The organism is Embleya scabrispora, assembly GCF_002024165.1.
GTDB classification, from domain to species: domain Bacteria; phylum Actinomycetota; class Actinomycetes; order Streptomycetales; family Streptomycetaceae; genus Embleya; species Embleya scabrispora_A.
The window spans coordinates 4,668,960-4,683,403 of record NZ_MWQN01000001.1; the positions used below are offsets into that span (position 1 = coordinate 4,668,960).

20 protein-coding genes are annotated in these 14,444 nt (G+C 70.5%); 3 read left to right on the forward strand and 17 right to left on the reverse strand.

The window, feature by feature from the left end:
• Positions 1-52 precede the first annotated feature (52 nt).
• The 16 genes from B4N89_RS20785 to B4N89_RS20855 all read right to left on the reverse strand — a co-directional run bounded on the left by B4N89_RS20785 (position 53) and on the right by B4N89_RS20855 (position 8,544).
• Positions 53-457: a hypothetical protein gene (locus tag B4N89_RS20785; protein WP_078977347.1), complete on the reverse strand. Its 405-nt coding sequence runs from the start codon at positions 455-457 to the stop codon at positions 53-55.
• A 33-nt stretch (positions 458-490) separates the two neighbouring features.
• Positions 491-859, reverse strand: a complete 369-nt coding sequence (locus B4N89_RS20790; RefSeq protein WP_078977348.1) for a hypothetical protein — start codon at positions 857-859, stop codon at positions 491-493.
• A complete protein-coding gene (locus B4N89_RS20795) occupies positions 856-1,374 on the reverse strand; it encodes a RusA family crossover junction endodeoxyribonuclease (RefSeq protein WP_201260873.1) in 519 nt (172 codons plus the stop codon). Before B4N89_RS20795 ends, B4N89_RS20790 begins: the two co-directional genes overlap by 4 nt.
• Positions 1,371-1,865 (reverse strand): SLOG family protein, encoded by a 495-nt coding sequence (locus tag B4N89_RS20800; protein WP_078977349.1) that lies wholly within the window; start codon positions 1,863-1,865, stop codon positions 1,371-1,373. The genes B4N89_RS20795 and B4N89_RS20800 overlap by 4 nt, the downstream gene beginning before the upstream one ends.
• The gene (locus B4N89_RS20805; protein WP_078977350.1) at positions 1,862-2,257 is read right to left on the reverse strand and encodes a hypothetical protein; all 396 of its coding nucleotides are present in this window, start codon (positions 2,255-2,257) and stop codon (positions 1,862-1,864) included. Before B4N89_RS20805 ends, B4N89_RS20800 begins: the two co-directional genes overlap by 4 nt.
• Before the next feature lie 338 nt (positions 2,258-2,595).
• On the reverse strand, positions 2,596-3,339 hold the full coding sequence (locus B4N89_RS20810; RefSeq protein WP_235618710.1) for an exonuclease domain-containing protein: 744 nt from the start codon (positions 3,337-3,339) through the stop codon (positions 2,596-2,598).
• Positions 3,336-4,127, reverse strand: a complete 792-nt coding sequence (locus B4N89_RS20815; RefSeq protein WP_078977351.1) for an ERF family protein — start codon at positions 4,125-4,127, stop codon at positions 3,336-3,338. The genes B4N89_RS20810 and B4N89_RS20815 overlap by 4 nt, the downstream gene beginning before the upstream one ends.
• Positions 4,124-5,146 carry a YqaJ viral recombinase family protein gene (locus B4N89_RS20820; RefSeq protein WP_078977352.1) on the reverse strand — a complete coding sequence of 341 codons (1,023 nt, stop codon included), beginning with the start codon at positions 5,144-5,146 and terminating at the stop codon, positions 4,124-4,126. Before B4N89_RS20820 ends, B4N89_RS20815 begins: the two co-directional genes overlap by 4 nt.
• A complete protein-coding gene (locus B4N89_RS49875; protein ID WP_161500769.1) occupies positions 5,143-5,319 on the reverse strand; it encodes a hypothetical protein in 177 nt (58 codons plus the stop codon). The genes B4N89_RS20820 and B4N89_RS49875 overlap by 4 nt, the downstream gene beginning before the upstream one ends.
• Positions 5,316-5,867, reverse strand: a complete 552-nt coding sequence (locus B4N89_RS20825) for a hypothetical protein (RefSeq protein ID WP_078977353.1) — start codon at positions 5,865-5,867, stop codon at positions 5,316-5,318. The genes B4N89_RS49875 and B4N89_RS20825 overlap by 4 nt, the downstream gene beginning before the upstream one ends.
• Before the next feature lie 89 nt (positions 5,868-5,956).
• Positions 5,957-6,478, reverse strand: coding sequence for a hypothetical protein (locus B4N89_RS20830; protein WP_078977354.1), 522 nt, complete (start codon positions 6,476-6,478; stop codon positions 5,957-5,959).
• Complete coding sequence (locus tag B4N89_RS20835) at positions 6,475-7,044, reverse strand: hypothetical protein (RefSeq protein WP_078977355.1); 570 nt, start codon at positions 7,042-7,044, stop codon at positions 6,475-6,477. Before B4N89_RS20835 ends, B4N89_RS20830 begins: the two co-directional genes overlap by 4 nt.
• Positions 7,041-7,511, reverse strand: coding sequence for a hypothetical protein (locus B4N89_RS20840; RefSeq protein ID WP_078977356.1), 471 nt, complete (start codon positions 7,509-7,511; stop codon positions 7,041-7,043). The genes B4N89_RS20835 and B4N89_RS20840 overlap by 4 nt, the downstream gene beginning before the upstream one ends.
• Positions 7,508-7,978: a DUF6197 family protein gene (locus tag B4N89_RS20845; protein ID WP_078977357.1), complete on the reverse strand. Its 471-nt coding sequence runs from the start codon at positions 7,976-7,978 to the stop codon at positions 7,508-7,510. Before B4N89_RS20845 ends, B4N89_RS20840 begins: the two co-directional genes overlap by 4 nt.
• Positions 7,979-8,074: 96 nt before the next feature.
• Positions 8,075-8,260 (reverse strand): hypothetical protein, encoded by a 186-nt coding sequence (locus B4N89_RS20850; protein WP_143658044.1) that lies wholly within the window; start codon positions 8,258-8,260, stop codon positions 8,075-8,077.
• Complete coding sequence (locus B4N89_RS20855; RefSeq protein WP_078977359.1) at positions 8,257-8,544, reverse strand: helix-turn-helix domain-containing protein; 288 nt, start codon at positions 8,542-8,544, stop codon at positions 8,257-8,259. Before B4N89_RS20855 ends, B4N89_RS20850 begins: the two co-directional genes overlap by 4 nt.
• A 247-nt stretch (positions 8,545-8,791) precedes the next feature.
• Here B4N89_RS20855 and B4N89_RS20860 point away from each other — a divergent pair, with 247 nt between their 5' ends.
• Positions 8,792-9,175 (forward strand): hypothetical protein, encoded by a 384-nt coding sequence (locus tag B4N89_RS20860; RefSeq protein WP_143658045.1) that lies wholly within the window; start codon positions 8,792-8,794, stop codon positions 9,173-9,175.
• A gap of 345 nt (positions 9,176-9,520) precedes the next feature.
• Here B4N89_RS20860 and B4N89_RS20870 read toward each other — a convergent pair whose 3' ends face one another.
• Complete coding sequence (locus B4N89_RS20870; protein ID WP_161500770.1) at positions 9,521-11,065, reverse strand: recombinase family protein; 1,545 nt, start codon at positions 11,063-11,065, stop codon at positions 9,521-9,523.
• 7 nt (positions 11,066-11,072) lie between these two features.
• Here B4N89_RS20870 and B4N89_RS51540 point away from each other — a divergent pair, with 7 nt between their 5' ends.
• Both B4N89_RS51540 and holA read left to right on the forward strand, forming a co-directional pair.
• A complete protein-coding gene (locus tag B4N89_RS51540; RefSeq protein ID WP_414646425.1) occupies positions 11,073-13,460 on the forward strand; it encodes a ComEC/Rec2 family competence protein in 2,388 nt (795 codons plus the stop codon).
• Complete coding sequence (holA, locus tag B4N89_RS20880) at positions 13,409-14,398, forward strand: DNA polymerase III subunit delta (protein WP_078979498.1); 990 nt, start codon at positions 13,409-13,411, stop codon at positions 14,396-14,398. Before B4N89_RS51540 ends, holA begins: the two co-directional genes overlap by 52 nt.
• Positions 14,399-14,444: the final 46 nt, after the last annotated feature.

Consider the following 14,444-nt stretch of genomic DNA (forward strand, 5'->3'; position numbering starts at 1 on the left):
GAGCACCGGGGGCAGGCGTGCGGCCCGCCCCCGGTGTCCTGGTGACGGTTCGTCACGCGTCCATGCGGGCCCGGAACTCGGCCTCGGACGGCAGGCGTTCGGTCATCTCGTCCAGGTACAGGCTCGGGTCGCGCGGGCCGGGTCCGACCTCGTCGAGGGTGCCGTCGAGCTTGCGCCGCCGGAACATCGCCCGCATTGCCTCGCGCAGCCCACGTTCCTCGTCGGGGGTTCGGGCGGTCTCGGCGAACGTGACGCGGACGACGACCTGTGGCGCCTTCTCCTCGCTCGCGGCGGTGCCGCTGTACTTCTTCGCGGTGAGTTCGACGACGGCCATGACGGTGGAGTCGGGTGCCTCGAAGAGTTCCCGCCGCTGGTCGCGGGTCAGGCTGATCTCAACAGCGCCGCCGGAGGAGTCGAGCTTGACCTCGGGGACGGCGTCCTTGGGGAGTCGGGGCATGGTGGGTCCTTTCGGTGGAGGTGCTTGGGTGGGTCAGGTGGTGTGCGGCTTGTGTCGGCCACAGGCGGGCCACCAGGCGCGGACGTCGGTTGCCGCGCCGTGGGTGAGGTAGGCGGCTCCGTAGGCGTCGCACTTGGGCCACGTCTTGCCGTGGCCGCTTTGGAAGATCCGGTGGACGCAGGAGCCGCAGCGCAGCCCGACGGCTTGCTTGTCGCGGGCGTCCGCGGGCGCTTTCGGGTTGAGGCCGCCGCCGGTGAGCGGGTGGCGTCCGGCGGCGACGTCGGCGATCTGCCGCTTGGTGCGGCGGACGCCGGCGCTGTCGTCGGAGACGGGTGGGCGCGTACCGGCGAGGACGGTGGGGGTAACGGCGCCGCCGAACAGGTTGTCCTGGTGGGCGCTCATGACAGGGCCACCGCGACCCGTTGCCCGATCCGCCATACGCGGATGACGGCCCCCGGGCGCCGCAGGGCGTCGACGCCCTCCTCCGGGTAGACCTTCGTGGCGGTGACCTCAACGACCCGTGAGTCGTCCTCGATCGCGCCGCTGTCGGTGAGCGCGTCGAAGGTGGCCCGGACGAGCTTGTCCAGGTCGCCGCTGTACCGGGTGATCGGCCATGTGGTGCGTCGCTTGGGCGCGGAGGCGGGCTTGACGACGGTGAGCACGATCTCGACCGCGAGCGGCCCGCCGAGGGGGTCTGCCCCCGTACCGTCGAGCACCTCGCGGACGGCCAGGCAGACGGCTTCACGCCACGGCTTGACCCGCTTGGAGGACTCGATCAGGCGTCCGCCGCCGACGTGGCGCTTGCTGCCCTGGGGTGCCGGGATGCCGTAGGCCACGACCTCGAGGTCGGGCCGCACGGCGTGGAGCGTGCGGGCCATTGCGGCGCGGGCCCGGGCGATGTCGTCGATGGCGGTCATGCGACACCTCGCCGGGCGAGCGCGGGCAGCACGACCGGCTGGCCGCTGGCGGGCGTCCACTTGCGGCCGGGGATGCCGTGCTCACGGGCCGCCTTGATCATGTTGGCGGTGCCCCATGCCCCTGGCCCGGCGAACGCCACGAACTCCTTGGCGCCGCGCTGGGCGAGCGCCAGGTTGCGGCGGGGACCGGCGCCGGGGCAGTAGGTCGGCAAGCTGCCCGGGTGGTGCACGTCTCCCGCCTTGCGCGGTTTGCGGTGCGGCCTGCGCGGGCAGGTCGGCGCGCAGTGGTCCCAGTACGCGGGGAACGGGTCGCGGGCGATGCCGAATTCGGCGGCGATCGAGTCGGCGAGGGCGTCCGCGCCGGTGGGGCAGGCGCCGTGGGCGATGACCAGGTTGCGGCCGTGCTCGTCGTGGAGATCCCCGATGACGGCCCGGATGATGATGGGCTTCGCCCACCAGCGGGAGCCGGTGAGAATGACGCGGTATGTCATGCCGCAGTCCTTTCGATGTGCCAGCGGCACGCACCGCTCGCGCAGCTCCTGCACAGCGGCGGCGTCAGGTGCAGGTGGCGGCGGGCGCGGGTGACCGTGCGGGAGGCGACGCGCAGATGCTCGGCGATGTCGCGGTAGCTCAGGCGGCGTTCGGTGAGGATGCGGACGGCCTCGCGGCACTCGGCGGGGTTGAGCTTGCCGGGGTTACCGGCGACCGCGCGTTCGACGGCCATCGGGTCGACTTCGTCGGGTCGGCGGCCGGTGCCGCGGGTGAGTTCGCTGCAGGTCGTGCAGATGCCGCGGAAGCCGTCGGGCAGCCGGGCGTCGCGCCAAAACTTGCTGACGGTCCTGTTCCGGTGGCAGCGGTTGCATTGCTTGGTCGCGAGGGACATCGGATCCTCCGGTTCCGTGTGGCGGGGTGTGTTCGGCGCGGTTGCGGGCTTTGGCCTCGCGCAGGACCGCGACGGTGCAGACGATGAACGCGAGGTAGGCGAGGACGGCGTCGACGATCACCCGGGCCTCCGGTGGCGGCCGGTCGGTACCGGCTCCCACATGGAGCCGGGCGCGACGTACCAGTCCTCATCGGCGAGGGTTTGGCCCGGGGCGCGGTGTGGCCGAGGCGGGATCGTCACGGTGGTGACGACGTGCGCGCCGTTGCAGACCGGGGCTGCGGTGCGAGGGCCCCGCCGGGCCGGAACGACCCGGCCCAGCAGGGTGGCAATGCGGCCCGTCACGAGACGCCGCCCGCGTAGGGCACCACCGGCCACGACCGATCGATCGCCGCCGTCGGGTCCTTGCGCCGCAGGTACTCCTCGAACGACGCAGCCCAACGGGCATGCCACACCACCTGCCACGCGTGCAGCTGCGCGGCCGGCACCTGCAACTCGGTGAACTTCTCGGCGATGCGGACCGCAACGTCGAGAGCGGCCTGCGCGTCGGCGTCGGCGGCGTGCGCCCGATCGAACTTGACGCCGTAGTGCGCTGCGAGGGCATCCAGCTTGCGGGAGCCCTTGCGCCACTTGTCCGCCGCCCGATCCAGCACGAGCGGGTCGACGACGTGCGGCTCTTGGCCTTCGAGGCGATCCACCAGGGTGGGCAGGTCGTGTCGGCGGCACTCGCGGTCGAGGACCGTCAGGTCGTAGGGCGCGTTCATAATGATCAACACCGAGCGGGTGGCGACCTCGTCCGCGAGACGTTCGCAGATGTCGTCGATCACCAGGGCGGCCGGTTGGCCGTGCTCGCGGGCGTGCTCCGTCGATACGCCGTGGACTGCGGCGGCCTCGTCCGGGATGTCGATCCCGGGGTCGGCCAGCCACAGGACCGGTTCCCGGCCCGGGACTACGAGCGCCGCGGTGACGATCCGCGCGGTGTCCACGTCCACCCCGGTCGTCTCGCAGTCGTACGAGGCCAGGCAACCCGTGTGCCAGGGCGCGCTCGCGACGCCGCCCAGGTGCGGTTGCACGAAGTCGCTCACGAGGCATCAGCCCCGACGCGTTCCTTGCCGATGCGCACGACCATCGGCCCGATCGCTTCCTCGTCGCCGACCTCGTTGGTGACCCGCGCGTCGAGCAGGCGGGCCTGCTTCAGCTCGTAGTGGATCTGCCGCAACCGGCCGGGAGAGGTCCGCGGTTCGCAGATCTCCTCGACGTAACTGGCCGCGGACCGTGCCGGAGCCTCGCCGCGCTCGATGTACGAGCTGTCCGGGTCCGGATCCTGCGTCGGCACCATGCCGCCCTTGGTGAGCAGTTCGCGCAGTGCGACCGACTGGGCTTTCGCCGTGGCCTTGTCCGCCGAGTCGAGCGCCTCGCCGCACGTCTGCAACAGGGGCAACGAGTCGCCCATGGGGCCCATGACCTGCCACGTGCAGGTGACGGTGCACTCGTGCATGCGGTTGTTCTTGCTGCTGACCGTGTCGCGGTACACGGCGACGGTGCGGACCGGAAGGATGTTCACGCCGTGCTTGAGCGTGATGGGGCTGTACACGTTGACGACGGTGTCGACGCCGCGGAACGCGAAGCGCGTGCCGCCGCCGTTGTACTGCTCGCCCTTGCCGATGAAGCGGATGTCGCGGCGGACCCGCAGCCACGCGAGGTGGACCGGGATCATCTCCGGGTCCTGGTCGCCGACTTCGTAGGTGCTCATGTCGATCTCGGGTGCCGGGGCGCCGGTGAACTGCGTGGTGGACGAGTCGGCTTCGGTGTCGGCCGGGGTGTCGCTGCTGCGGCCGGCCGCAGCGGCCGCGCGCTCGGCGAGGGACGTCATCGGGCATACTCCTTGCGCACCGCATCCGGGATGCTCAGACGGTCGTGGGTCTTCTCGACGACGCACGCGGCGTACGCCTCGGGGAACTCCTCGCGGAGCCGCGCCAGGTCCGGCGTCGACTTCGAGGACTGCTCGATCGAGTACGCGGGCTTGTCGCCCAGCACCGCCATGTACGCGCCACCGAGGTGACCGAGCAGCCTGGCGTGCGCCTGCTTCTTGGCCTTCTTCGCGGCGGACTCGTCAGCTGCGGCCTCGCAGTAGTCCCCAAGTGCATTCTGGGCGTCGCCGTCACGGTCGATCCGGACGAGGCCCTGGCGGTCGGGGTGCAGCCGCCGATACAGGTCGATCAGCGGGTCCGGGTCGGCGTCGCGGTCGAGCACGGGGGGCCGACCCGCCTGGATCTGCTCCCACAGGTGGGCGCCGGCCGCGCGCAGGTCGTCGATCGTCGCCTCGTAGTCGGCCACGCGGATGACGAACTGGCGGTAGTCGTTGCCTCCGATCAGGCAGGCGGCGTGGACGTGGTCGAAGCCGGTGACGTCGGCCTGCCACAGCACCTGCGCGAGGACGTCGTCCGGGATCCCGGCCCGCCACTGCCCGGCTTTGAACGCCGACCGGCATTTGATCTCCAGCGCGCACGCTTCACGCTCGGCCGACAGGGGGCACTCGACGATCCGCCGGTCCAACGTGCAGCGCTGCCAGGGGCGTTCGGTGTGGGCGACCAGGCCGACGCGGCGGCCGAAGGAGCGGTTCCGCCGGCACCACTCGCGGGCGACGGTGTCCTCGATCGCGCGCCCCCACAGTGCGGGTTCGGAGTCGTCGCCTTCCAGCGGCAGGCTGCCGCGCTTGTCGTGGTAGACCGACAGGGCGTTGCCGTACTTCGACAGGCCCAGGACGGCGGCGATGTCGGAGGAGCCGATGCCGCCGCGGCGTGCGGTCAGCCACACGTCGTGGTCGGCGTCGGCGGGGGTGATCAGTCGGGCGGTCGGGGTGACCCGGCGTCCGCTCAGCGTGGTGGTCACGGTTCACCTCGGTAGGTGTCGTCGGCGGAGCCCTCGATGCCGGTCCCGCCGCAGCCCCAGCAGCATTGGGCGGGGTCGGTGGGCTCGACGGCGGATCCGCCGCAGCGCGCGCAGCGGATGTCGGTGGGGGCCGCCGCCCGGAGCCTCGGGGCGGCGGCGGTCGGGGTGCTCACTCGTCCAGCCCTCCGTTGGCGGCGCACGCGTTGAGGTCCGCGCACACCCACGCGCCCGGAGTCGCCTGCAACTGCTGGCCCGGCCGCCCGCAGCAGTCGCACGTACCGACGCACACGAGGTCCGCGGGCGGCATGCCGCGCTGGATGCGGTCGAGCCGGATGGTCAGCGCGACCTGCCGCACGGTCCACCCGGCCGGCGCCGCCCGCATTGTCTGCAGCCGCTGCCACACGTTCTCTGCGGCGGCGAGTTCGGCGAGCGTGAGCGGTGGGTCGATCGCCGCATCCTGCTCGCGCTGTTCGCGCTGCACGACCGGGTCCCGTTCGATCTGGTACATCGGGCGGCCGGTCTCGGTCATCAGGTCGTGGATGCGCTGCCACTCGCCGGCCGAGCACGCCGCACCGACCGAGGAGTAGTTGTTGTCGGGCAGGGTGTTGCGCTCCCAGGCGCGGACGCCGCGCAGGCGCTTGGCGATCTCTTTGAGCCGGAGACCGTGCGCCTGCCGACGGACGTGGGCGTCCCATTTGGCGCGGGTGGCGGGGTCGATCATCGAGTCCTCCGGGCGATGGGTGTGGGCGTCGTCTGCGGGGGCCGCCGCCGCCCTGGGGGGCAGGGCAGCGGCGGCAGTCGAGGGGGCGGTCACGCGAGGGCCTCGCTCGGATGCGAGACGGCCGGCCCGCCGGGGAAGCTGCCCGCGAGGTAGTCGTGCGCCAGGCACACGTCGGCCTGGCACGCGTACATCTCGGCCTCGGTCACACCCGGGTCGCCGCAACGGCACATGACCGGCGTGGACGCCAGCACCCGGTGCCCGGTGTACGGTTCGCGCGGCAACAGCACGCCCTGGCCGGGCGGGTCCGGGATCGGCCGCGGCGTCGGGTCCGGGCCGTCGTCCTCGTCCCGGTACTCGGTGCACACGTACTGTGTGGCGATCGAGAACAGGCCCGTCTCGCCGCGCGGCCCGTCGAGCCACTGCACCGGCCGCTTGCCGATCATCGCGATCAGCAGCAGCGGGCAGCCCGGACCGGAGTCGTCCCGGATCGGCTTGTCGTGCACGCAGGTGTCGCAGTTCGCCGCCATCCAGCCGTAGCCCTCGGTGCCGTTGCTGAACGTGGGCTCGTCGAGCGCCTCCGCCTCCAGCGCGTCGTAGTCGTCGGGGGTCACTTGGCACCGCCCGACTCTGTGCCCGAGAGATAGTTGTGGTTCCGGATCACGGCGTCGGCACCCACCGTCGGCACGGCGTCGGAAGCCACGAGGAACCGGCCGCCCTCGAACGGGCCCGGCCCGTACAGGAACCAGCCAGCCCCGGGATCGTCCGGGCCGATCTCCGTCTCGTCGCACTCCTCCAACGCCCACATCACGCCGTCGACGCGGCGCTCGTACCGCTCGACGTGGATCTGACGCCACCCGCACAAGCCGGTGGTGCAGGTGCTGTTGTGAGAGGTGCCGCGCGCTTCGGCGTCGTCCAGCATCTTGCTGAACCACTCGCCGTAGGACTGCGGCTGCCCACCGGCGGCCTTGACGATCTCGTCCCATACGAGCGGCAGGACGATCGCGAACGCGCTCGTGTCCCAGTACCCGGGCTTGTACGGGCTGCCGAAGGTCTCGGCCGTGTGGCAGGACTGCGGCCAGGTGCGGCATCCGCACAGGTCGGCGTGGTAGTGGTTGTTGAGCGCCGCGTTCATCGCGTCGGCGAGCGCATCGAACTCCTGCGGTGTCGGCGGCTTCATGCGGCACCACCCGACTCGGCCGGAACACCGACCGGGTGAGCGGCGATCCACCGCTCCGCGTACACCCGCGCCATCTGGGGCCACGACCCCAGCCACTCGCCCGACGTGCCCGGCCCAACCAGGTACCAGCCCGGCCGCTCACACGTCAGGCGGTGCTCCATCGCGTACCGCTGGTCCGACGTCTCGCAGTGGCAGTCGTCTCGCCACACCCACGCCAGGCTCGGCGGCAGCACCTCGTCCGGCGACGGGTCGCACGGGTTCGGCTGCGCGAGCAACTCCTCGACCGACACCCGGCGCAGACCGGGGATCGTCGGGCAGGCCGGGTCGCAGGCGAACACCTGGCCCCGACCGGGAATGATCCCCACCGGCGTCGAGACTCGCGGGTACGCGACACCGCAGAGCACGCACGCAAGGCCGTCGAGCTGAGCCTCCGTCAGTCCCTCCGCGCGAAACACGTGGACGTTCATGCCGCCACCGCCGTCGCGTACCGGTTACGGCCAGCCAGCACCAGCGACTCCCACGACGAGCGGGCCGCGACCAGGTCGCCCGCGAGCGTGCCCGCGACCTCCTCCGGCCGGTCCTCAACCTCCCGGGCCTCCTGCTCGGCGACCTCACGCAGGTGCGTCGCCGTGTACCGCATCAACTCGACGACCTCGGCCGCGTCCTCGGCGGCGTTGTCGGCCCAGCAGTCCAGCGACCCGCACAGGACCTGCGCGCACATTTCGATCGCGGTGTGTACCAGCGGCGGCATCGGGCGGACGTACACGCGGCCGGTCGCGGCCACGCAGATCGCGGTCTCCGCGCCGAGCGGGCCGTCCTCGTGCCGGTCGGTCCAGGCCTCGTGCCGCAGCAGGCCCTGGGTGTCGATCAGGTCGGCCGCCCTGTCGAGCAGGTCGGCGACGGTCTCCGGGGGGATCGGATCGGTAGAGTTCATCTGTCCTGCCACTCCTTCGGATCAACGCTTCGGTGGTGGTGGGTCAGCGGGTCGCGCCGTGCCATCGGTCGCGGCCCGCACTGGTTCAGGTGAGGCTCAAGCCGCGGCGGTCTGCTCGGCCGGGCGAGCCACCTGGGCCTCCGCGAACACGCGGCGGAGAGTGTCGAGTTGCTCCGGGCCGAGCGGCGGGGCCGCGTCGACGAGCCGATCGATCTCGGCCATAACTGCAGGCCCGAGACGGGCTGTGAATGCCTCGCGGCTGTAGTCCTTGGCGGGGCTCATGCGGCGCACGTGGCTTCAGCGTGAGCCGTCTTGTCTCTCGACGGAGACGCCGGGGGCGTGAAAAGCACCAGAAGGGCGACGCCGACGGCCTCCGCGATGCGATGCGCCGTGTCGGCCCTGCAGGACTCCCGCTCGCCGGTGAGGAGATGGCCGATGGTGGAGTGGTGGCAGCCCACGGATTCAGCCAGTTCTCGAACGCTGTACTCCTGGCCGCGCCCGGGGTTCAGCATGATGGTGCGGAGCAGGCCCGGGTCTCGAAGCCTGTAGAGCCGGGGGGTATTCATGGATCACCTCTTCTCGTAGACGAATCGTCTCTCGATGGAGACAGTCAATCATGCTGTAGACGGACTGTCTACAGATGGAGACGATCCGGATCGGAAACTTGCCAAATCATGCGCCCGTCGACTCAATCCGTAGACGAGTTGGGTCATGTGCATGTATTCACGAGGTGCCCAAGCTGTACGTATGCGAGCGTCTCGTGAGCCCATCTGTAGACACCCGCCGCTGTCACCCGCCCAGGGGGAGTGCATCATGATCCGTGTGGCCACTGAACGAGACGACCTCTCGCGCCTGGTGCGCGAGGCCCACGACGCCGGGGCGTCCTACGGTGAGATTGCACAGAGGGCGGTTGACCCGGAGTCGGGTGAGACATTGTCGAAGCCCTACATTGCTCGGCTTGCGCACGGACAGGTCGACAATCCGCCTCGTGCGTCGATGCTGCGAGCGTTGGCTGCCGGCCTGCGATTGCCCGTTTCCGTGGTGAAAGCCGCTGCGGCGGCCCAGTGGATGGAGTACGTCGCCACGGGTCTAACGGGCTACGGGGATGATGTCCGAATCATCGTGGCTCACCTGGGCGACATGTCGGAGGATGAGGTCGCGCGTTTCCGAAGGCTCGTGGAGTCTTGGCGCGAGTAGCCCTTGTGACCTGCGGTGATTGAATGATCGCTTACCGTCGATCTTCGATAGTGGCCGAGCGGCATTAGTGTGACGGACAGCGTTTTTCAGCCCATCCGTGGTGCAAACCAGGCGTACGCTAGGTCTCCCTTCCCCAAGGTGTTCGAATGTTCGTTCGAATAATGGCGAAAGGGGGCGGCCAGGTGGGGCTCGACGAACAGGAGTACCAGTACGCCGTCGTAGAGGAGCCCGGGCTCACGACCACGGACCCGGTGGTGATCGCCGAGTGGCGGTCCGGGAGGCTGGTCATCGGGTGCGCTCCGGGGGAGACGACTCCGCAGTTCCGCGCGGCACTTGCCGCAGCACTCAAGCGTTGGCGCCCGGGCCGGAAAGTGGACCGGGACGCCGACGAGGAGCCCCAGGCGTAAGCCAATCGAGGGTCACGCGACCAGGGCGAATCGACCTCGCCCCCTTGCCGGTCGGATTGACGGTGACCGTGACGATCGCCCGGAGTGCCTGACGGCGCTCCGGGATCGTCAACCCACCCCAGACCTCGCGAGCGTTCGGACCCACCAGCTGCTCCAGCACAGGCGGAATACTCGATCTCCGAGCCCGCTCACGCGCCGCCTCGATCTCCGGCATCCAGGCCGCCTCCATCGCCGCCAGCGACGTCAACGACAAGGTGCCCTTCGTCGCGAGTGCCCGCGCCTCCTCCAACTTCGCCTGCTTTTCCGAGATTTCGGCAAGCGCCGCCTGAACCACATCGTCATCATTGGAGGCGTTCAGGAACGCGTCCGCGGCGTCCGGCCGTTCCAGACGCTCCAAGACCGCAGCCTCGACGTAGTCGTCCAACAGATGCTCGGCCATGGCCACATGGAAAGCGGCAATACACGTGTAGCAGAACGCATTTCGCGGGTGACGCATGCGCAGATACTCGCCACAGCCCGGGGCACCACAAAACGCCAGGCCGCTGAGAAGGTGCTTCACCGCGTTGTCCCGATGCGTTTTACGCGTCGGATCGGCGATGATCGCGGACGCCTGCCACCAAGCGGTGACGTCGTCGTCCTTCAGCAGCGGCTCCCACGTGGCCTTGCCAATGACCTTGCCCTGATGGACGCGCATCCCGATGTAGGCGGGGTTGCTCGCGGTTCGAACCACCTGGATGATGTCCCATCCTCGAGCGTTGCGAAAGGGCGTAGGAATGCCGCGCCGGTTGAGATCCTGCGCGATCGAGTACGCCGATTGACGTGCGGCGATACGCCGGACGATCTCCCGCACGATCGGCGCCTTCGGATTCGCCAGCGCCTCGAAGGCGAACTCGGCCGTCGGCAGGGCATCATCCGGGATCTGCGCGATCAACTTCCCGGTGTCCGAGTGGTAGATCCTTCGGTACCCGAACGGGATGCGGCCATGAGGTTCGCCGCGCTCGGCGCGCTGACGCACGGTGCGCAACACGCCTTCCCTGATGCCCTCGCCGGCGTCCTCGTCACGGACGGCGTCCAGGGCGGTGCGATTGCGGTGCGACCGCAGGGTGAGGTCGTACAGCTCTCCCGTGTACCACCAGAGCGTTTTCGTGTCATGGCACAAATCCCGGAGCGCGACATAGACGGCAAGGTCGCGTTGCGCGCGCGCCGACTCCCATGTCATCAGGACATCGCCCGCCCCTGAGCGGACGGCTTCCATCATTGCCGCGAACTCGTCGCGGGGCTTGCGGGCATGCCGGGTTGCAGACATGCCGACGTCGCGGAACTCGCCGACGATGGGCCACATTTCCCGGGCGGCGACAGGACGCATTTCCGCGAACTGGTCGTTGACGGAGATACCTCTTCGGGTGCGGTCGTGGGAGTTTCGGGCGTAGAGGATGGCGCGCAGGCCCGGTCGCCGAAACTGCGTGTCGTCGATGCCGCTCATGGCGGGAATGTACTCCCGGAACTCACATGTCTGTACTACCTTCGCAGGAACCAACATCACAATTTTGTTGGGTTTCGTACTGTTCGTGCTCCGTCGTGTGGGAGTCCACGGACGTACGCTGCCGATTGCCGGCGCCGCCGCCGTGGCGTGCTTCGTGGTCGTCGCCCGTCCCGAGCCCAGCGTGCTGCGGGCCGCCGCGATGGGCCTGGTCACCGTGGTCGCGCTGTATACCGGCCGGCCCCGGCGAGGGCTTCCGGCGCTCGCGGTTGCCGTACTCGGCCTGGTCCTGCTCGATCCGACCCTGGCCCGCTCCTACGGTTTCGCGTTGTCCGCGCTGGCCACCGGCGCGCTGCTCCTGCTCGCCCCGCACTGGACGAAGCGCCTCCGGGCCCGGGGCTGGCCGACGTGGGCCGCGGTCCTGGTGGCCGTACCGCTCGCCGCGCAGGCGGTATGCGGACCGCTCGTGGTGACCTTCGCCGGCCGGATCAGCCTGATGGCCGTCCCGTGCAACCTGCTCGCCGAGTTCGCGGTCGCACCGGCCACGATCCTCGGCTTCGTCACCCTGCTCCTCGCCCCGATCTGCCTCCCGCTCGCCCGGCTCACCGCCTGGCTCGGCTCGTGGCCGATCGCCTGGATCGCGGCCGTGGCCCGCACCGGCGCCGACCTGCCCGGCGCCGCCGTCACCTGGCCGACCGGCCTCTTCGGCGGCGCGGCACTCGCGGCGATCACGATCGCGGCCGTCCCGACCCTGCGGCTGCTCCGCCGCACGCCGCGACCCGAGCGGTCCGGGCGTGGGCGGGCGATGTCGACGGCCCTGCTCGCGACCCTCGTGGTGGTCCTCCTGCTGCGTCCGCCGATCCTGGTGCGCCCCTTGACCGGCTGGCCGCCCCCGGGCTGGCACTTGGTGATGTGCGACGTCGGCCAGGGCGACGCCCTCGTCCTGAACGCGGGCGCCGGTGCGGGCGTCCTGATCGACGCCGGCCCCGACCCGGATGCGGTCGACGGCTGCCTACGCGACCTCGGCATCCGCCGGCTGCCGCTGATCGTGCTGAGCCACTATCACGCCGACCACGTGGAGGGACTCCCCGGAGCACTGCGCGGCCGAGGGGTGGGGCTCATCCAGGGCACCCCGATCCTCGATCCTGCGGGCGAAGTGGTGCGAGTCCGCCGTTGGGCCGCCGGAGCCGGTGCCTCCTTGAGCACCCCCGCCGGCGCCGTTGAGCAGCGCACATTGGGGTCGCTGACGTGGCGAACGTTTACTCCGTCGAACCTGGAAGCCCTCTCCGCCCATCCGGCGGATCGGCAAGTGCCGTCGCGTGCCGCGTCGACCTTCATACCTGCGGATCCATTCGGGTGTGCCCGATGTGACGCGGCAGCGGGTGCGGTCGACTTGCCGGTGCTGGGTGTGGGTGGGAGCGGGACGTCGGGGCGGGCTGTGGGTGGGTCGGTGGCCAACAACGCGAGCCTGGTGGTACTCGCGGAACGGCACGGGGTTCGGATGCTGCTCACCGGTGACGCCGAAGTCGAGGCGCAGGAAGCGCTGCGGGGGCGGCTGGCCGGTGTTCGGGTGGACGTCCTGAAGGTTGCGCATCACGGCTCGGCTCGACAGGACCCCGCTCTCGTTCTCGGGCTGCGCCCCAGGCTGGCCCTGGTCTCGGTGGGCAAGGACAACCCCTACGGCCACCCGTCGCCGTCCGCCCGTGCCTTGGTCGCCGCGTCCGGCGCCCGCCTCCTACGCACCGACACCGATGGGCCCATCGCGGTGACCGGCTCCCCGGCTCACCTCGAGGCGGTGGCCCGAGGACCGGCCACCCGGCATGCCCATCGCCCTTTGGTGGATGGCGGTCGGCCCGCCGTTGTGGTCGAACGTAGTTCCCGGCGAGGGTGGGGTGTTGGGTGGCGGAGCGGGCGCCGCCGGGTCGGGGGGCGTTGCCGCTGCGCGGCGCCTGGAGGTTCCGGCTCCGCTGCGCTCCACCGCTGCCTGGATCGCACCCGGGGCCGGGTCGGGCCGGGTCGCGGCGGGGCGGAGTCGGTGGAGGCGGTTTGCGCGGCCGGAGCCGGATGTCTGCGCGCGGTATGGCACGAAGCAGGTGCCCGAGGGCTGGTTTCCGGCATTCGCGCCCGGAGTGCCCGTGTCGGTCCCGAGGGGCCCAGAGGGCGGCGGAACCGGAGCCCAGGGCGGCTCTCCTGCCTTCTCGCTCGTGCCGACCTGCGGTTGCACCTCCCAGTCGCGGCGCAGGCCCCGTGCGATTCGGTTTCGTCGATGGCGCCGGTCGGTCGATGCCAACTTTCGGTGTGGGTGGCTCGGGATGTGGGTGGGTTGGGGTGTCTGTCGGGCGTGGGATGCTTGGTCGGGTGGCCAGACGAATGCAGGATGATCCGCTCGCGCCGGTGACGCTTGTCGTCGGGGCCGAGGAGTTGCTCGTGGATCGGGCGATCGGGGATGTGGTCCGTGCCGTTCGGGCGCAGGATCCCGAGGCGGATGTTCGGGACGTGGCGCCGGGGGCGTTGCAGGCCGGGATGTTGTCCGAGTTGGCCAGTCCCTCTTTGTTCGGTGAGCGCAAGGTCATCGTGATCCGGTCCGCGCAGGATCTGGGGACGGATCTGGTCGGCGAGGTCACGCGGTTGATCGCCGATCCTGCCGAGGAGATCGTGCTGGTGCTCGCGCATCTGGGCGGGCCCAAGGGCAAAAAGCTGTTGGACGCGGTGCGCAAGGTGGGTGTGCGCGAGGTCGCGTGTCCCAAGGTGACCAAGGTCGGGGATCGCATCGCGTTCGCGCGGGCGGAGTTTCGGGTGGCCGGGCGCTCGCTCACCGAGGACGCCTGTCGCACGTTGGTCGAGGCGATCGGCAACGATCTGCGGGAGTTGGCCTCCGCGTGCAGCCAGTTGATGGCGGATGTCGACGGTGTGGTCGACGAGGAAGTGGTCTCGCGCTACTACAGCGGCGTTGCCGAGGCGTCCAGCTTCACCGTCGCCGACAAGACCGTCGAGGGGCGTACCGCCGAGGCGCTGGAGCAGTTGCGCTGGGCGTTGTCCGTGGGTGTTGCGCCGGTCATGGTCACGAGCGCGCTCGCGCAGAGCGTGCGGCAGATCGCCCGGGTCGGCGCCGCCCCCCGGAACGCCCGGCCGAACGATTTGGCGCGCGACCTCGGCATGCCGCCGTGGAAGGTCGACCGGGTTCGACAGCAACTGCGTGGCTGGACTCCGGACGGCATCGTCCGAGCCCTCACCGCCGTCGCCGACGCCGACGCGGCGGTCAAGGGCGGCGGTATGGATCCCGCGTATGCACTGGAAAAGGCCGTGGTGACGATCTCCACCGCCCGCAACGCCTGACCGCCGCGACCACCACCCCGGTGGCGGGCCGAATCGCTCGTCGCTT